20 protein-coding genes are annotated in these 17,784 nt (G+C 49.4%); 13 read left to right on the forward strand and 7 right to left on the reverse strand.

What is annotated here, in order from left to right; all coding sequences use genetic code 11:
- Positions 1 to 50: 50 nt before the first annotated feature.
- The 5 genes from H9Q78_RS13745 to H9Q78_RS13765 form a co-directional block, all read right to left on the reverse strand.
- On the reverse strand, positions 51 to 1,109 hold the full coding sequence (locus tag H9Q78_RS13745; RefSeq protein ID WP_249304838.1) for an ABC transporter substrate-binding protein: 1,059 nt from the start codon (positions 1,107 to 1,109) through the stop codon (positions 51 to 53).
- Between the two features lie 824 nt (positions 1,110 to 1,933).
- The gene (locus H9Q78_RS13750; protein ID WP_249302507.1) at positions 1,934 to 3,958 is read right to left on the reverse strand and encodes an FtsX-like permease family protein; all 2,025 of its coding nucleotides are present in this window, start codon (positions 3,956 to 3,958) and stop codon (positions 1,934 to 1,936) included.
- On the reverse strand, positions 3,948 to 4,715 hold the full coding sequence (locus H9Q78_RS13755; protein ID WP_249302509.1) for an ABC transporter ATP-binding protein: 768 nt from the start codon (positions 4,713 to 4,715) through the stop codon (positions 3,948 to 3,950). Before H9Q78_RS13755 ends, H9Q78_RS13750 begins: the two co-directional genes overlap by 11 nt.
- Positions 4,716 to 4,868: 153 nt before the next feature.
- Complete coding sequence (locus tag H9Q78_RS13760) at positions 4,869 to 5,870, reverse strand: sensor histidine kinase (RefSeq protein ID WP_249302511.1); 1,002 nt, start codon at positions 5,868 to 5,870, stop codon at positions 4,869 to 4,871.
- Positions 5,867 to 6,532 carry a response regulator transcription factor gene (locus H9Q78_RS13765; protein ID WP_249302513.1) on the reverse strand — a complete coding sequence of 222 codons (666 nt, stop codon included), beginning with the start codon at positions 6,530 to 6,532 and terminating at the stop codon, positions 5,867 to 5,869. Before H9Q78_RS13765 ends, H9Q78_RS13760 begins: the two co-directional genes overlap by 4 nt.
- A gap of 209 nt (positions 6,533 to 6,741) precedes the next feature.
- Between H9Q78_RS13765 and H9Q78_RS13770 the strand changes: the two genes are divergently transcribed.
- From H9Q78_RS13770 to H9Q78_RS13795, 6 genes are all read left to right on the forward strand, one after another.
- Positions 6,742 to 7,167, forward strand: a complete 426-nt coding sequence (locus tag H9Q78_RS13770; protein ID WP_249302515.1) for a pyridoxamine 5'-phosphate oxidase family protein — start codon at positions 6,742 to 6,744, stop codon at positions 7,165 to 7,167.
- 108 nt (positions 7,168 to 7,275) lie between these two features.
- The gene (locus H9Q78_RS13775; RefSeq protein WP_249302517.1) at positions 7,276 to 8,289 is read left to right on the forward strand and encodes a LacI family DNA-binding transcriptional regulator; all 1,014 of its coding nucleotides are present in this window, start codon (positions 7,276 to 7,278) and stop codon (positions 8,287 to 8,289) included.
- Between the two features lie 104 nt (positions 8,290 to 8,393).
- On the forward strand, positions 8,394 to 9,656 hold the full coding sequence (locus tag H9Q78_RS13780; protein ID WP_249302518.1) for an L-rhamnose isomerase: 1,263 nt from the start codon (positions 8,394 to 8,396) through the stop codon (positions 9,654 to 9,656).
- Between the two features lie 22 nt (positions 9,657 to 9,678).
- Positions 9,679 to 10,572, forward strand: a complete 894-nt coding sequence (locus H9Q78_RS13785; protein WP_249302519.1) for a D-psicose 3-epimerase — start codon at positions 9,679 to 9,681, stop codon at positions 10,570 to 10,572.
- A 150-nt stretch (positions 10,573 to 10,722) separates the two neighbouring features.
- Entirely contained in the window at positions 10,723 to 11,733 is a 1,011-nt protein-coding gene (locus H9Q78_RS13790) for a hypothetical protein (protein WP_249302521.1), read from the forward strand.
- A 199-nt stretch (positions 11,734 to 11,932) separates the two neighbouring features.
- Positions 11,933 to 12,265: a hypothetical protein gene (locus H9Q78_RS13795; RefSeq protein ID WP_249302523.1), complete on the forward strand. Its 333-nt coding sequence runs from the start codon at positions 11,933 to 11,935 to the stop codon at positions 12,263 to 12,265.
- A gap of 31 nt (positions 12,266 to 12,296) precedes the next feature.
- On the opposite strand, the gene trxA is transcribed toward H9Q78_RS13795, so the two are convergent.
- Positions 12,297 to 12,608, reverse strand: coding sequence for a thioredoxin (trxA, locus tag H9Q78_RS13800; protein ID WP_249302525.1), 312 nt, complete (start codon positions 12,606 to 12,608; stop codon positions 12,297 to 12,299).
- A gap of 66 nt (positions 12,609 to 12,674) precedes the next feature.
- Positions 12,675 to 13,349: a Crp/Fnr family transcriptional regulator gene (locus H9Q78_RS13805; protein WP_249302527.1), complete on the reverse strand. Its 675-nt coding sequence runs from the start codon at positions 13,347 to 13,349 to the stop codon at positions 12,675 to 12,677.
- Between the two features lie 152 nt (positions 13,350 to 13,501).
- On the opposite strand from H9Q78_RS13805, the gene H9Q78_RS13810 reads away from it, so the two are divergent.
- The 7 genes from H9Q78_RS13810 to H9Q78_RS13840 are packed head-to-tail and all read left to right on the forward strand — an operon-like array spanning position 13,502 to position 17,782.
- Positions 13,502 to 13,966: a Na+/H+ antiporter subunit E gene (locus H9Q78_RS13810; RefSeq protein WP_249302528.1), complete on the forward strand. Its 465-nt coding sequence runs from the start codon at positions 13,502 to 13,504 to the stop codon at positions 13,964 to 13,966.
- Positions 13,963 to 14,376, forward strand: a complete 414-nt coding sequence (locus H9Q78_RS13815) for a monovalent cation/H+ antiporter complex subunit F (RefSeq protein ID WP_249302530.1) — start codon at positions 13,963 to 13,965, stop codon at positions 14,374 to 14,376. Before H9Q78_RS13810 ends, H9Q78_RS13815 begins: the two co-directional genes overlap by 4 nt.
- On the forward strand, positions 14,377 to 14,703 hold the full coding sequence (locus H9Q78_RS13820; RefSeq protein WP_249302532.1) for a cation:proton antiporter: 327 nt from the start codon (positions 14,377 to 14,379) through the stop codon (positions 14,701 to 14,703).
- Entirely contained in the window at positions 14,690 to 14,953 is a 264-nt protein-coding gene (locus tag H9Q78_RS13825) for a hydrogenase subunit MbhD domain-containing protein (protein ID WP_147595570.1), read from the forward strand. Before H9Q78_RS13820 ends, H9Q78_RS13825 begins: the two co-directional genes overlap by 14 nt.
- Positions 14,937 to 15,914, forward strand: a complete 978-nt coding sequence (mbhE, locus tag H9Q78_RS13830) for a hydrogen gas-evolving membrane-bound hydrogenase subunit E (RefSeq protein WP_249302534.1) — start codon at positions 14,937 to 14,939, stop codon at positions 15,912 to 15,914. Before H9Q78_RS13825 ends, mbhE begins: the two co-directional genes overlap by 17 nt.
- Positions 15,915 to 16,289: a sodium:proton antiporter gene (locus H9Q78_RS13835; protein WP_147595572.1), complete on the forward strand. Its 375-nt coding sequence runs from the start codon at positions 15,915 to 15,917 to the stop codon at positions 16,287 to 16,289.
- On the forward strand, positions 16,289 to 17,782 hold the full coding sequence (locus H9Q78_RS13840) for a complex I subunit 5 family protein (protein ID WP_249302536.1): 1,494 nt from the start codon (positions 16,289 to 16,291) through the stop codon (positions 17,780 to 17,782). Before H9Q78_RS13835 ends, H9Q78_RS13840 begins: the two co-directional genes overlap by 1 nt.
- The last annotated feature ends 2 nt before the right edge of the window (positions 17,783 to 17,784 follow it).

Below are 17,784 nucleotides of genomic sequence, written 5' to 3' on the forward strand. Positions count from 1 at the left end.
GATTAAGTTCATCTATTCGGCAGCGCTCTCTTTCTTATCGGGTAAACCTGTTATTTAGCTGTTTCTGCAGCTTTTTCCGCATATTCAGTATTAACCAGTTCTTTATAAGGGACTTTTTCCTTCAGCTCACCGGCTTCCGTCAGAATATCCTGCAGCAGGTTAAAGCTGTCTTCGCTGAAGACCAGATCTTCTTTCCAGGTGTCCTGATCCAGATAACGGCCGACGATCGCGGCGATGGTGCTCTCCTCGGTCTCAGAAAACTGAGGCTGTATGATTTTGGCGATTTCTTCGGCGGTATGGCTGTTCACATAGTCAAGGCCTTTTTGAATCGCGTTTGTGAAGCCCTGGATGATTTCCGGATGCTCCGAATAGTAGCTCTGCTTCGCGCAGTAAGCCGTGTAGGGGACATATCCGGAATCCACGCCGAGGGACGCCACGACTTTTCCGGCGTCTTCCAATTCAATCTTGGTGGCAAAGGGCTCGAATTCCACGGTGTAGTCCGCGTCGCCTTCTATGAAAGCGGCTGCAGTCAGACCGAAATCGATACTCTGGTCGATGGTCAGATCAGTTTTCGGATCGATCCCGTTCTTTTTCAGAATGTATTCAAATACCATCTCAGGCATGCCGCCGGCGCGGCCGCCGAGGACCTTTTTCCCTTTCAGGTCTTCCCATTTGAAATCTTCATCTGCTTCCCTTCCCACCAGGAAATTGCCGGCTCGCTGGGTCAGCTGGGCGAAATTCACCGCATAGTCAGAGCTTCCTTCTGCGTAGACATAGATGCTGGCCTCAGAACCCATGAAACCGATGTCGGCGCCGCCGGAGATCATGGCGGTCATTACCTTATCGGCTCCGGCGCTGTTGATGAGGGTGAGGTCGATGCCTTCTTCTTCAAAATATCCGTTTTCAATGGCCACATATTGAGGCGCATAGAAAATGGAATGTGCCACTTCGCTTAAGGTAACGGGGGTCAGGGCTTCCTGCTTGGGGGCCTCTGTCTTTTCGGCATCCGTCTTCCCGCTGTCTGCTTTTTTTCTGCAGCCGGATACTGTCCCAATCAGGACGAGTAAGCAGAGGGAGAGGCAGAGAAGCCGTTTCGTCAGGGTTTTCATGTTCAATGGGTCGTTCTCCTATGAGTTTTGCTTACTGGTATAATATGGAGAACGGAGAAATACGTGCAGGACAATACCGTGTACCTCGTATCCGGCGGCTTTTTTATAGTACAAAACACTTTTTGGAATTATTTTTAATTAATTCTGATTAAGCTCCAATTTAGCACCGGCAGAAGTTCCGGACCGTCACGATTTCGGTTCGCTGGCGATGCAGAGGCCGCTTTATCCCCGCTCCGGAAGTACCGCTTACATGTCGGCGGGAAATCTTGATGATTTCCCGTCTCCCGTTCGCTCGGAAACGGAATCGGATTTTCCGTTTCTGCCTCCCTCCGCCTGGGGAACACCGGCCGCTGCCCTGCGGCGCTCACCTTTAGGCCGGCCCGGAATCTTTCTGCCGGTATCCTGCTTGCCGCACCTTTTCGGATGATTTCAGTTCCCCTGATTCCAGAAAAGGATTGGATATCCGCACGGCCCGCGCGCCTTACGGCAGCGGGCTGCGGTGGACCGCCCCGATGGATTTTAAAACGAATGGGAGCTTATTTCGGTGCGGAAAGAAGAGCAGGAGGAATAATCCGATTCCATCGTAAGGCGAGCGCCGCAAAGGCGTTAGCAGAATCTTTCCGGCCGCAGGGAGGCAAAAATCGCATATCATGCGGATTTTTGTTGGAATCTGACATGGAAAAATTTAGGTTTATCCATGTCAGTTGGAAAGGACCGACTGGAGGCCGTAAAATTCTGGTTACGGCTGCCAGCGAGCCGCCTGGATGGAAGCGGATTTCCTCCTGTCTCATCTAGTTATGGAGAGAAGTTTGGTTAAAAGATATTCAAAGGTATAGTTTGAGGATCTGCCTGCTTCCCGCGTAAGTGGTCATAAAGTATACCATGTAGATGCCTGCCGCCAGCCCGGCTCCAAACAATACATTTTGCATGATCGTTCCCGCAGTCAGATAGGGAATGACCTGATAAACTCCGGCAATTACGAAAACGGAGTGTACGGCGGCCACAGCAAACGGAAGCCCGAAGTATACTTTCATCTGTGTCAGGAGGGACTTTTTCATTTCCCGTTCCCCGGCTCCCAGCTCAGACAGAAGCTTATATCTTTTTACATTTTCGGAGGACTGGGTGAGCTGCTGCAGCGCGAGGACAGCTCCTGCTGTGACTAAAAAGGTGATTCCAAGGTAATTTCCCACATAGATGTCCGTCAGTTGGTTCGACATCAGTTCTACCAGCAGATCTGTTTTGCTTCTGTAATTGAAGATATTGACGTCCAGCATATCTTTTTTGAGGGCGGTATAAGCGTTATTCTCGTTCCCTTTATACATGCTGTTGCTGATTTTCATATATGGCTTGCTGTTTTCGGCGGCTTTCTGGGGGACGAGCAGGACACCCGTATCGGCAAATACGTTCTGATTGTTCAGGGTGGTCTCATAGATCGCTCCCTTCTTTAAAGTCAGAAGAGTATTTCCCACCTCCATCGGTTTTTCCTGGGCCTCGGCAAATCGTTCCAAGACCTTTTTTGCATCTGGGTTATTGTAGACGAGGGCATACTGGTCATCATTCAGTGACACGGTTTCTTTATCCTGAAGCTTTAAAATACTGTTGTAGTCCTCAAGCCCGATTACGGTGACAAGATAGTCTCCATATAATTTTTCTTCTTTATTACTTTGTGCATACGGTCCAAAAAGCTCATGATCCTTTAAATCGCCGATACGGTACACGGTGAACTCGACAGTCGGCCCCAAATATTCTGTAAGCTCTGCGTTTTTATTTTTCAGTTCTTCTAAAATAGAATGGGCCATGAGTTCTTTGTCCTTTTCACTTCCAAAGGTATACTCAATGCTGATATCATACGGCACCAGCTTTTTCTTTCCGATGATGCTGCTCTGCCCAAGCCCCATGCTGATTCCCATGGCGGATACGGCGAGGAACATCAGGATACATACGACAGCGACGGAGACACCGGCTGTTTTGAGGCGGCTTCCCAGCTGATTTACATCGAACATGTTGAGGCCGCGATAGTAAAAGCGTTTTTTCCGTTTCAGGAAGCGCATCACCGCGCTTGCTGCCGAAAGGAAGAATAAGATGGTCCCGGATGCTATCAGCCCGCCTCCTGCCAGGATGGAGATCATAAAGAAGGAACCGGCCCATTTGAAGATGACAAAGTATCCTGCCGCCATCAGAAGGATGGATAGGAGAGTGATGAGACCATCTTTTTTCTTTGACTCCGGCATTTCTTCATTTTTACGCTCTGCATAAAGAAGCTCTATCAGTTTCATTTTTTTGATCTGATGAACGTTGAAGATATGGACGCATGCGAATGTGACGGCAAAAAAGATGACCGCCGCCCCCATGGCTGCCGGTGAAAATACGAAGTGGTAACTGGTAAGCCCCGCTCCTGCCAGCCTGGCTGTTATCATGGAAAGTCCCTGAGAAGCGAAGATTCCCAAAAGAAGTCCGGATACCAGGGATGCGGCCCCTATCTTTCCTGTCTCTTTCATGAGAAGGCGGCCCACGTCCTTCCGGTCCATTCCCAGTACAAAATATACTCCAAATTCTTTTTTTCTTCGTCTCATCAGGAAGTTGTTTGCATATGCCACGAGAAAGCCGATGATGACGCAGGAAACCGCGGAAACGGCCGCGACAGCCGCCTGGGACGCCGCCAGATAATTCAGAGTATCCGGGATGCCAAGGATGCCGAACTGTGCTTTTATCGAGTTAAAGGTATAAAAAAGACATACTGCAAAGGTGAGTGTGAAAAAATAGATGAAATAGTCCCTTGCACTTCTTTTGACATTTCTGGAGGCCAGCTTGTCAAAAAATTTTTTGGAAGCTTTTTTCCTAGAACGCATGACTCTTTTCACCTCCCAGCAAGGAAACTACTTTCATGATCTTATCAAAAAATTCTTTTCGGGAATCCGTTCCGCGCACCAGCTCATTGAAGATCTGCCCGTCCTTCAGGAACAGGATGCGTTTGCAGTGGCTGGCGGTAAAGGCATCGTGCGTCACCATAAGGATGGTTGCATTTTTTTCTTCGTTTAAAAGGCTCAGGCTCTCTAACAGCATGCCGGCAGATTTGGAATCCAGCGCTCCGGTGGGCTCATCCGCCAAAATGAGGGACGGATTCGTGATGATCGCTCTGGCGCAGGCGATTCTCTGCTGCTGTCCTCCCGACATCTCGTAAGGATATTTATCGATGATTTTTTCAATCCCGAGTTCTCTGGAGACAGATTCCACCATGCCGTCGATTTTCCTTGGGTCCTCTCCGAGAATCGCCAGTGCCAATGCGATGTTATCCCGACCTGTCAGGGTATCGAGGAGGTTGAAGTTTTGGAAAATGAAACCCAGTTCCTCCCTTCTGAATCTTGCCAGTGCAGATTCCTTCCTATCAGTGACATCTTTTCCGTTTACATAAATGTGCCCCGCCGTCACACGGTCGACGGTAGAGATGCAGTTTAAGAGCGTAGTCTTACCGCTTCCCGACGCTCCCATGATTCCCACATATTCCCCTTCCTGCACCTCAAAGCTGATGTGGTTCACTGCCTTGGTGATGTTTCCTTTATTTTTGTAAAACTTTTCTAAGTTGTCTACTGTCAAAACTGGTTTCATTCTCTGGCTCTCCTTTCTGTTTCACTTGTACTGAACTCAGTTTATCACTAAAACAGCTTCTGTACCACGTATGTTCATAACAGAAAGATTACATTATCGTAATATAAAAAGCTTCCTGCGTTTTAGCTATAAAAGGCGGGAAGCTTTAATGCTTTAATTCTGTTTAAAAAGAAAGTTGATTCTTGTCCCTTCTCCGCATTTAGAATGAATCTCAAGAGGGATCTCCATTTTGTCGCAAAGGCTTTTGCACAGATATAGTCCCATGCCTGTGGAATGCCGGACCCGCCTTCCGTTTTCACCTGTGAAACCTTTCAGAAATACCCGGGAGAGGTCACCTTCGGGAATTCCAATCCCGTTATCCCAAACGGAGAACTCTATCATATGCTTTTCACTTTTTGCGGCTTCAAATGTGATATGAGGCTTTTTATGGGAGTCACTATATTTTACGGAATTCGTAATGATCTGGCCCAAAATAAATCCCATCCACTTTGTATCTGTGAGAATCTCGTATTCCAGGTTTTCAAGCTTTGGGATCATACCAACGGCGACCATCATCTTTTTATTTTTCCGAATCGCCTCGCTCACCAGCTTCTTCAGGATGACCGGCTGTATCATATAGTCTCCCTCGAGACTTCCGCTTTTCGTGTAATATAACAGCTGTTCTACATAAGCCTCTACTTTATCCACCTCTTCTTCCAGGCTTGAGGTAATGGGGCTTTTGTTATTCTCGATGATCAGATGCTCCACTGCGATCGGAGTCTTGATTTCGTGGACCCATGTTTCCACATATTTTTTATATTCCATCATTTCCGCCTGCTGATCGGCGATGATGTCATTCAGATATTTTTCATTTTTTCTGATAACTTCATACATCAGCTTTCCATCATAAAAGCCGGGGAATTTTATGATCTCAGTCAGATAGGATTTCTCCTCCAGTTCTTCCCAGGCCTCGTTCAGCTTGTCATAGTACCGTTTTTTCTGCATACAGTCATATGCCCCTATCCCCGCAAAGCCCGAAAAATAGAGGATTCCGGTCATAATGATCACCGGAAGCTCCGTTCCCGTCATCCAGAGAAACCAGGCCGCTACAGCGTAAAGGAGCACTCCAGTCCCGATAAAGGCCCACTTATCCCTGACATATTCTGAAATTTTCATATCATGTACCCCTGACCCCGCTTTGTCACCAGGTAATCGTTCAGTCCCAGATCCGCCAGTTTTTTTCTAAGACGGTTAATGTTTACGTTCAGAGTGCTGTCTTCTACAAATTCTTCCATTTCCCATAGCTGGCAGATCAGATCGGATCTTGAGATGATCGTTCCGTAGTTCTCCATCAACATTCTGAGAATCCCCATTTCATTTTTTGTCAGGTCCGCCTCTTTTCCCTGATAGGACATACGGCTCTTTAAAATATCCAAGGTGAGACCGTTGTGAGAAAGAGTCATAGACGTCTTCCTGCCATATGCCCGGTGGAGCACAGTTGCAATGTGGGCCAGCAGGATGTGCATGTTGTACGGTTTTGTGATAAAGTCATCCGCCCCCACATTCAGACTCATCAGTTCATCCATATCACTGTCAGAGCTTGTCACCACAATTATAGGCACGTCAGAACTTTTCCTTATTTCCTGACAGATGTAAAATCCGTCGTTGACAGGCAGATTCAGATCCAGGAGCACGAGTAAAGGCTCTTCCCTTATGATCTGCTCTGCCACATTCTGGAACTGCTCGATCAGAGCACAGGAGTAGCCCTTCTTTTCGAGAGCTGTGCGAAGCTCTTCCCTGATCTTTTTGTCATCTTCCACGATCAGAATTTTATCCATTGTCAAAAGCCCCTCTTTCCACGCAAATATATTTAAAGGTGACAGCCGAGCATCATTATCCCAATAATATCATTTCTGCCGCCGCGAAACAAGGAGAACAGGTGAGACAGAATATGGGAGTAAACGAAAATTGACATTTTTTTCTGCCGGAGGTATATTTAAGAGGATTTATTTGGCATGAAGATCAAGAGAATGGGAGAGGAGAAAGCATGGAGATCAATTTAGAAAAACTGGAAGAGACGTTGGATAAAGCGGAAGTTATCTATTTATCGACAAGCGTTCACGACGTCGTTTCTTCAAGGCCTGTCAGTCCCCTGAACATTGGCCTGAACTTATATATCCGGACGTCGGCTTCCTCAAAAAAAGCGAAAGAGATGACAGCCAACCCCAATATCGCCGTATGCGCTGGAAAATTTTATTTCACAGGGAAAGCGAGATTCTTAGGCTCCGCGTTCGGCAGCGGCAATACAGAACTGAAAAAAGCGTATATTTCCCGATATCCGGATTCCTTTGGCAAAGAAGATGAATTTATAGAATCAGACGAGGTGTTTTTTGAATTGACGATAGAACACGTTTCTGAATGGATCTACGAAAATGATATTCCCGTTGGATTCGCGGAACAGACGCTGCGGTGAAGAAAAAAATCATTTCCTTTATAAAAGGATTGAAACAAAGCCAGTTTTGAGGTACACTGTTCATTGATGAGTAAACGTTTACGCGAACGGATGGTCAAGGTGTGATTTATGGAAAAGAAAATTACGATAAAAAGAATAGCGGAGCTTGCAGGAGTATCTGTAGCCACCGTATCCCGGGTAATCAATCAGAACGGGCGGTATTCAGCGGAGACGGAGTCCAAAGTGCGGGAGATCATCGAGACATATCACTATGTGCCGAACCTGCCGGCCAAGGAGCTTAAGACCAGGCGGACCGATGTGGTGGGAATCATCGTCCCGGATATTCTGAGCCGTCACTTTGCGGGTCTGGTCCTGGAGATACAGATGGAGATGTTTAAATATTCGTATTCTACGCTGATCTGCAATACCAATGAAGATGAACGTTTGGAGAAGCGGCATGTGGATACTCTGCTCGCCCACCAGGTCAGCGGAATCCTGTTCATTTCGGGCAGCAGGATACATACGGAGATCGAGGACATGCCGGTGGCCTATTTGGACAGGCGGCCGGAAGGATACGAGGGTCAGAAGGAGATCGTACTCATTGAGTCCGATAATGAAAGCGGAGGATATCAGGCGGCCGGTAAGCTGGTGGAAAGAGGCTGCAGGAGAATAGCTGTCCTCCGGGACAAGGGAAACGACTGGAACAAGGAAGCCAGATACAGGGGCTATTGCCGGGCCATGGCGGAAGCCGGGAGGCCCTTGGATATGGAACTTGCCTTTTATGCGGACAGTGTTTCGGCAGAAGCATCCAGGAAGGCCGTGGGAAGGGCTCTGGAGGCCGGCATCTTCTTTGACGGGATCATGTGTACCACGGATGAACTGGCGGCGGGAGCAGTCATGGCTCTTCGGGAACGCGGCAGAAAAGTGCCCGAGGATGTCATGGTGACCGGCTTTGACGATACGCCCCTCGCGGCCATATATGAGCCGGCGCTTACCAGCGTTCATCAGGATGTGAAACAGATGGCCGGGATTGCTGCGAAAGAAATGCTGGAATTGATCGAGGGGAAAACGGCGGGAGGGTGTCACCGGGTGATACCGGTGCGGCTGACAGAGCGGGAGTCCACGGAGAAACGCCGGGAGTGAATTTGCCCGCCGGTTTTTTGGTCCGGCGGCGAAGCGGGCATGAGTAAACGTTTACATTATTGAAAAAAGCCACTATGGCATTAAAATCAGAAAGGAGAAAGGATATGGGAAGCAAAACAGAACAAGCTTATGAACTGGCGAAGGAGCGCTACGCAAAGATGGGGGTGGATACGGAGGAAGCAGTGAAGAAGCTTCTAGCCGTCAGGATCTCTTTCAATGCGTGGCAGCTGGACGACGACAAGGGGTTTCTGCAGGTGGAGGCCGGAACCGGGGGAGGAGTCATGGCGACAGGCAACTATCCGGGAGCGGCGAAGAATGCGGAACAGCTGGTACAGGACGCGGGAACAGTGTTCTCTTTGATTCCGGGCAGACATAAATTAAGCGTCCAATCCAAGATGATCGCTTCAGCCGAGCCGGGAATCGACCTGGACAGGATTGAAAAGGAGCATTACCGTTACTACGTGGACTGGGCGAAAGAGAACGGAATCGGGCTGGATTTTAACCCTAGCTGCTCAGGGCATCCCATGGCAAATTCTGGGTTTACTCTTAGCAGCGCGGATGAAAGGGTGCGGGAATTCTGGATCGAGCATTTCAGACGCGCCAGTGAGATAGGCGAATATCTGGGACAGGAGACTGGGATAAGATGTATGACGAATTACTGGATCCCCGACGGCTACAAGGATATGCCCGCGGATATGTACGCTCCCAGAAAAAGGCTGGAAGAATCCCTGGACCGCGTTTTTGATCGGAAGGCAGACCGCGTTCATAATATGGATTCTCTGGAGAGCAAGCTTTTTGGCATAGGAGTGGAGGCCTATACGGTAGGCTCTCATGAATTCTATATGGCGTATGCGGCGAAACATCATCTTCCGGTCACACTGGACGCCGGTCATTTCCATATTTCGGAGGAAGTGGCGAACAAGATATCCTCTCTTATGTTCCTATGTGATGAGATCCTTCTGCATGTCACCAGGCCCATGAGATGGGACAGTGACCATGTGGTGGCGTTTGACGATACGACTCAGAACATCATGAATGAGATCGTACGGAACGAATGGCTTGACCGGGTGCACATTGGAACGGATTATTTTGACGCTTCCATAAACCGGGTGGCGGCAGGAGTGATCGGTCTTCGCAACACACAGAAAGCGCTTCTGAAAGCTTTCCTGGAGCCGACAAAGGAGCTGCGGACCTATGAAAATGAAGGAAACTACACGAAGCGTCTGGCTCTCATGGAAGAAATGAAGACGATGCCTTTCCAGGCAGTCTGGGATCACATCTGTGAAATGGAGAATGTGCCGGTGGGATTTGGCTGGTTCGCGGAAGTGGAGCGGTATGAGAAAGAGGTCCAGTTAAAACGGCAGTGACATGGAAAAGGGAGAAAAGAAAATGAAATATGGTATCTATTTTGCTTACTGGGAAAAGAAGTGGGGAGCGGACCAGAGGAAATACATAGAGAAGGTGAAAAAGCTGGGGTTTGACATTTTGGAGATTTCCTGTGCAGCCCTTAAAGACATCAGCAAAGCCGAGCTTACGGCCTTTAAGGAAGAGGCGAAAGCCCAAGGGATCACCCTGACTGCGGGATACGGCCCTTCTGCGGAAGAAAACCTAGGTTCCGCGGACGAGGCCGTAACGAAACACGCTGTCGAGTTTTATACAGATATTCTAAAAAAGCTGGAATATCTGGATATCCACACCATCGGCGGCGGTATTTATTCCTATTGGCCGGTGGATTACACGAAGCCCATTGACAAAAAAGGAGATTGGGAGCGGAGCGTGAAAAATGTCAGAACCGTATCCAGAATCGCCGGAGAATGTGGAGTGGACTACTGCCTGGAGGTTTTGAACCGGTTTGAGGGATACCTTCTCAATACGGCGAAGGAGGCGGTGGAGTTTGTAAAGGAAGTGGATGTGCCGGCCGCAAAGGTGATGCTGGATACGTTCCATATGAATATTGAAGAGGACAGTATGGTGGACGCAATCTTGACGGCGGGCAGCCGCCTGGGCCACTTCCATGTGGGAGAAAACAACAGGCGGGTGCCGGGAAAAGGGAATCTGCCCTGGTGTGAGATCGGCCATGCGCTGAGAAGGATCGGATATGACAAAAATGTTGTCATGGAGCCGTTTGTGTTGGACGGCGGCGAGGTGGGAAGCGATATCAAGATCTGGAGGGATTTGAGCAACAGCGCTTCCAAAGAGCAGCTGGACGAAGACGCCAGGAATTCTGTGGCATATCTGAGATATGTGTTCAGCGGCCCTGCATCGGATTACCGGCAGATATAAAGGGTTCTTGCTTTGTCTTATCCCCTGTTTCCAGGTTTCGGATGTGTGATGTTTCTGTGAAAATTTTGCGTTTTTTGTCGCATTGTGTTAGAATGGCATATATTTGATACTGGGAAAGCAAGATTGTTATTTATATAGGGGATGAGAATTATGATTTGTCCAAAATGCGGAAGAGAAACGGAAGGTAAATTTTGCAGCAGCTGCGGGACGCTTTTAACGGGGCCGGGGAAACGGACAGCGCGGGCGGCAGACGATTTTTCAGGCGTGGATTTCGTACCGCAGGATGACGCCTGGGCGGCGGATACCGGAGAGAGGCTTTTCCGGGAGGAAACGGATCTTGACGAGACGGTGGTGCTGGAACCGCTGGAGCAGTATGACGGAGAGGAACAGAGAAGCGTTTACCACAGGGAAGAAAATGAGTCTTTGGTGAACCCGGAATACGAAGAGAAGAAAGAAAGCTACGGAAAGAAATACGGTAAATATGGAAGAGATCCATACGATCCGGATTCACAAAAGAGATATCCGAAAAACGGCGATATTTATAGTGAGAAGAAACAGAGCGGAAAAAAGAGCCGTCCGGGGAACCGGACTGTTTATGAGGAACAGGTGACCAGAAAGAAGAAAAAGAAAAAAGGCCGCGCCGCGTCTTCCGTGAAATCTGTGGGAAGGGTGACGGGGAAGGCTGTCGGAGGAACTCTGGGCAGGATACTGCCTCTCGCTCTGCGTCTTGCGTCCTTTGTACTGATGGGAGGGATGACCATCCGGCTGCTTACGGGTTTTTGGAGCCAGAGGGATGTGCTGGGTCCCATGACCCAGGTGGTTTCTGACCGCAATTATGCGGAGGGACTCTACCTTATTCTGGCGGCGGCGCTATTGGCGTATGGCGCGATATCGGCCCTTTGGATCCTCACGCGCAGACGCATGGCCTGCGACGGCAGGATGAGAAGATTCGATACAGGGCGGGGACTTATTCCTTTTGTGATAGTTGCGGGGCTCACATTCCTGGCGGCCAGGACGGCGCTCTATCTGCCTGGAAGCCCCCATGTCCTGAGCGGCCTGGGACAGTTTTTCCTGGTGCTGGCCGCCGGCCAGTCCTGGGTCTATGTCTGCAGCGGACTTGGAATCGTATGTTGTGTTATTCGGAAAATCCTGAGACATTAAGGACAGGGCGAAAGCTCCGGCCCGGCAGAATACGCCGGGCCGCTTTTTTTGTGCCTTGACGCATAAAGTGCGCCCGCCTTACGATGGGACCGAATCATTCCTCCTGCTCCTCTTTCCGCACCGAGATAAGGCTTCCACGTGTTTTGAAAACCATTGGAGCGGCTCACCGCAGCCCGCTGCCGTAAGGCGCGCGGGCCGTGTGGATATCCGATCCTTTTCTGGAATCAAGGGGATAGAAGTCATCCGAAAAGGTGCGGCAAAAAGAATACCGGCAGAAAGATTCCGGGCCGGCCTAAAGGTGAGCGCCGCAGGGCAGCGGCCGGTGTTCCCCGGGCGGAGGGAGGCAGAAACGAAAATACCGATTCCGTTTCTGAACGAACAGGAGACGGGAAATCATAAAGATTTCCCGTCGACATGTGAGTGGTACTGCCGGAGCGGGGATAAAGCGGCCCCTGCGTCGCCAGCGAACCGAAATCGTGACGGTCCGGAACTTTTGCCGGTGCCTAACTGGAGCTTAATCGAAATTAAATAAAATAATTCCAAAAAGTATCTAATATTATACCCTAACTGTACAGCATAGCCCGGATGTTTTCTTTGGACTGCACGCCTGCTTTTTGTGCCGTCACTTTTCCGTCCTTGAGGACGACAAGTGTAGGGATGCTCATGATCCGGAACTGCCTTGCCAGATCTGCCTGTTCGTCTATATTTACTTTTCCGACGGTGATGTCCGGCCTTTCTCCGGCGAGGGCGTCTACCGCAGGAGAGAGCATGCGGCAGGGTCCGCACCATTCAGCCCAGAAATCCAGCAGCACCGGCTTCGCTGAATTCATGATTTCTCTATGGAAATTTTGCTTTGTTATGGTTTTGACTGACATATTGATAACTCCTTATTTCTTTACTAAATAGTATACGGAGAATTTCGATACGGTTCTGTGACTGAGTCACAGATAGCCTTTGAGCCGGCTGCGGTCGAGAATACGGATTTTGCCGCGGGACAGAGAGACAATCCCTTCTTCGCTGAAATATTTAAGCATCCGGGAGATCACCTCTCTGGCGCTTCCGATGTAGCGGGCTATCTGATCATGGGTGTAGGAAATTGTATCTTCACCGGTCTTTGCTGTCTCGTCCCACAGAAAGATGGCGAGCCGCTTGTCTGCCCCCATAAATAATATCTGCTGGATGGTCCACATGACGTCAGAAAACCGTTCGGTGGACAGCTTATAGGCGAACAATTCCACGTGGACATTCTGTGTCATCAGCCGGTGGAAAGCGGGAAGGGGCACGAGCAGGGCTTCTGTCGGCTCCACCGATTCTATCAGCACATCGAATGCGACGGCATCCAATACGCAGGAGGCCGAAAGAATACAGGTATCGCCTTTATAGAGGCGGTACAAGGTGACTTCTCTGCCGTCATCGGAAAGGATATAGGTGCGGATCTGCCCGGAGAGTACAAGAAGCATGCCGATGCATATTTCATCGTGGCGGTGGATCAGAGCTCCCTTTTCGAACTGTACAATGGAGCAGGAAGCTGCCAGTAATTCTTTTTCTTCTTCTGATAAATGCTCCCAAAAAGAGAAGCCGGTCTCTAAAATGGATATTCTGTCATTCTGGATCATATTTTCCTCTTCGGCGGATCCATCTGTTACTTTATTTATATGCCTTTTAACGGGAAAATAGGAGGCGGAAAGTTTCCTTGTGTTTTCAAGGGAAGAGAGTTATACTCTATAAGGGCGTTGGATGAGAATTCACAGGGAGGGGTTTCGTCAAGATGTATCTTATATTTTTATCTTTCTGGATTATGTTGAATGGAAGATTCACATGGGAAATCTTTCTGTTTGGTCTGGCAATTTCGGCGGCAGTTTATTTATTTATCTGCCGGTTTATGGATTACAGCCTGCGGAAGGATTTTTTGTTGTTGAAAAATACAGGTCTGTTTTTAGCTTTTTTGGGTGTTTTAGTCAAGGAGATCGCCAAGGCGAATCTGAATGTCCTTCGCCTGATTCTGTCTCAGAAATACCGGCCGGAGCCGGCACTTATATATTTTAAGACAGATCTCAAAAGCGGTATCTGTAAGGTGCTTCTGGCCAATTCCATTACGCTGACGCCGGGAACCATTACTGTTTCCGTGGAGGGAAATGAGTTCTGTGTCCACTGTCTGGATAAGGATATGGCAGAAGGAATCGAAGAGTCGGATTTCGTGCGGCTTTTACGGAAGATGGAGGCGGGCCGATGACAGGAGCAGAGACACTTTATCAGGGAATTCTTATGGCGTGTATGGTGGTCCTGGCCATTTTGGTCCTGGTATCCATCATACGTTCTGTCCGCGGGCCGAAGACCGCGGACCGGATCATCGCGGTCAATATGATCGGAACGATGACGATCGTTATCATCGCGATTCTGTCTGTATATCTGAAAGAGAGCTATCTTGTGGATGTGTGCCTGATATATGCGATGATCAGCTTTTTGTCTGTGGTGGTCCTTACGAAGGTCTACACCGGGATATATTTGGAGAAGAAAGGGATTCGGGGAGATAAGGCCGCCATAGAGGATAATCTGGAGCATCAGGGATATCTGGAAAAGGAAGAGAAAGAGCCGGCCGGAGAACCGGAGAAAAAGCGGCCGGAAAAAAAGGAGGAAGAGTAGATGGAATGGGTACGTTTTGGAATTTCGGCGGCGCTCTTGCTGTTTGGTATCATGATGTTTTTGGCAGCTTCCATCGGAGTGAACCGGTTTCGCCGCGCTCTGAACCGGATGCACGCCGCTGCCCTTGGGGATACTCTTGGCATTCTTTTCGTAATCCTGGGCCTGATCATCTGGAAGGGTATTGGCTTTGACTCTCTGAAGCTTTTGCTGGTGGTGCTCTTTTTCTGGCTGGCCAGTCCCGTGGCAGGTCATATGATCAGCCGTCTGGAAGTGACGACGGATGAAGATTTGGGAGAGATCGAGGTGGAGCATCATGAGGATATTTGAGTTTTGCCTGCTGGCCGGGCTGATCGTATGTGCCTTGTCCGTAAGTTTTACGAAGAAGCTTCTGACATCCATTATCATCTATATGTCCTACAGTTCCATCATGGCTGTTATCTGGGTCATACTGCAGTCGCCGGACCTGGCTGTCACAGAAGCGGCAGTAGGAGCCGGCGTCACCAGTATCTTGTTTTTTGTGACCTTGAAGAAGATCAGGGCCATCAGAGAGGAGAAGCAGGATGAGACTGAGGAATGACTATGAAAAAAGCCGCTGGCACCGCCTGGAAAAATGGGTGGACGGCGATATCGACCCTCTGGAAGGACGGATGGAGATTGAGCCTCTGGACAGAGAAAAGGATGAAGATGCACAGTTTCCGGAAAAGGGGGAGCCCTTTATTGATGAGGAAAAGATAAATTCTGTGGTTTATGATACGGCCCACAACAAGGAGCTTAAACTGTTCCGGATTATTTACCGGCTGGCTTCCGTGCTCCTTTGTGTGACGCTCATCGGCGTGCTCTTATGGACGGTGGTATACCTGCCGGAATTCGGAAGCCCGGATAATCCCATCAACAATGAAGTCTCTGCCCGCTATATAGCAAAGGGAGTGGAGGAGACCGGCGCGACCAACTTCGTAACCGGCATGATACTGGATTACCGTGCTTTTGATACCTTTGGAGAGTCCTGCGTACTGTTCATAGCGGCCACCTGTGTCCTGGTGCTCATGCGCCTGGATAATTCCAGCAGCAAAGAGAAGATGAAGAAGAAGAAAGAAGAAGAGAACGACAGGCTATATGAGCCGAAAAATGATCTGATCCTCCAGAAGGTATCTTGTGTCCTGGTGCCGCTCATCTTTATCTTTGGCATTTATATTATTTTGAACGGCCACCTGTCGCCGGGAGGCGGCTTTTCCGGCGGTGCGGTCATTGGATCCGGCCTGATCTTATATCTGAACGCCTTTGGATTTAAGAAGACAGAGCGTTTCTTCACAGAGAAGACCTTCCGGCGGATCACCCTGGCGGCTCTTACCTTTTACTGTCTTGCCAAAAGCTATTCCTTTTTCACGGGGGCCAATCATATGGAGAGCGGGATTCCTCTGGGGACGCCCGGTGCGATCTTGTCCAGCGGGCTGATACTCCCCCTGAATATTTGTGTGGGCCTTGTGGTGGCCTGCACCATGTATGCGTTTTATACCTTGTTCCGAAAGGGGGGGATGTAGATGCTTGCACATCTGGCGGCGAATATGGAAGAGACGGCGTCCATGATCTTATTTGGCATTGGATTTACGACGCTCCTGCTCCATAAGAACCTGATAAAGAAAATAATCGGCTTAAACATCATGGATACCGCGGTATATTTATTTCTGGCGGCCAAGGGATACATATCCGGAAGAATGGTGCCAATCCTGACCGACGGGATCACGGACCCGGCGGCGTATACGAACCCGATACCCGACGGTCTGGTGCTAACCGGGATTGTAGTGTCAGTCAGCGTGACAGCCTTGATGTTGTCTCTGACTATCCGTCTATACAGAAGATATGGTTCTCTGGATCTGGATGAGATAGTCATGCAGTGGAGGAAGGAGGAGCGGTGATGGATTTTGTGTGTAATTTTCCGTTTTTCTCCATTATACTGGCGATGTTCTGCGGGATTCTGTCTTCTGTCTTAAAGGGTCCGTGGGCGAAGCGCCTTTGTCTATTCATGGTGACTGCGGTTCTTGTCATGTCCGCAGCGGTTCTGGCGTATACGATGAAGACGGGAACCAGTTATACGTATTCGATGGGGCATTTTCCGGCGCCCTGGGGCAATGAGATCCGGGCTGGTGTATTGGAAGCTCTTACGGCCACCGGATTTTCCGTGATCATGCTCCTTTCGCTGCTGGGCGGCATGAGCCATATTTTTACCGACGTGGAGGAGACGAAGACCAATCTGTTCTTTATATTGGTGGATCTTCTGATGAGCTCGCTTTTGGCTCTCATCTATACCAATGATTTGTTTACGGCATATGTATTTGTGGAGATCAATACCATCGCGGCCTGTGGCCTGATCATGATAAAACAGGACGGGCACGGGATCGTAGCGGCCATCCGGTATATGGTCATGAGCCTTCTTGGCTCCGGTATGTTCCTGATCAGCCTGAGTATGCTCTACGACATCACCGGACACCTGTTGATGGAGCCGGCCAAGGAAGCGGTGGGAGCCATTGTGGCTTCCGGTTCCTATGAAGTGCCTCTTCTGGTGGTGATAGCGCTCATGTCTGTCGGTCTGGCCATAAAAAGCGGCCTATATCCGTTTCACTCGTGGATTCCGGAAACTTACGGATATGCCACCCCTGCGGCCAGCGCAATCTTGTCAAGCCTGGTTTCGAAGGGTTATATATTTCTGCTGATTAAAGTATTCTACCGGGTGCTGGGATACGAGAATGTCGTGAGCAGCAAGGTGATCAACGCTCTGTTCGTGTTCGGGCTGGTCGGCATGATCGTGGGATCCGTAAAGGCCATCAAGCAGACGGATACGAGAAAGATGATCGCCTATTCCTCGGTGGCACAGATCGGGTATATTTATATGGGTATTGGTCTTGGGACAAAAGCCGGAATGGCGGCGGCCGTATTCCATATCTTTACCCACGCGGCGACTAAATCTCTTTTGTTTATCAGCGCGGTGGGCCTATATGAGGTGTCGGACGGAAAAGCAGATTACCGCAGTCTCAGAGGGTCCGGCTACCGGAACAGGACAGCGGGTATCGCTTTCGCGGTGGGCGCGCTGTCCATGGTTGGATTTCCGATGCTGTCAGGATTCATTTCCAAGCTGATGTTCGCCACAGCTGCTGTCCAGAGCCCGCATAAAATGGTGGCGACTATCCTCGGGCTGGCAGTCAGCACCATATTGAACGCTATTTATTTCCTGCGTCTGGTCATAAGTATTTATTCTCCGGCAGAGAGGGAATATGGCGCAGATATGTCCCACCAGGCTTCCGGGAAGCTTAAGGTGGCGTCGTTATTATTTATTATCGTAAATTTGGTGCTGGGCCTTTTTTCCCAGCCCATCGTCAATGCCATTGACGCCGGACTCAGTATGTTTGTATAAGG

The organism is Qiania dongpingensis, assembly GCF_014337195.1.
GTDB lineage: Bacteria > Bacillota > Clostridia > Lachnospirales > Lachnospiraceae > Lientehia > Lientehia dongpingensis.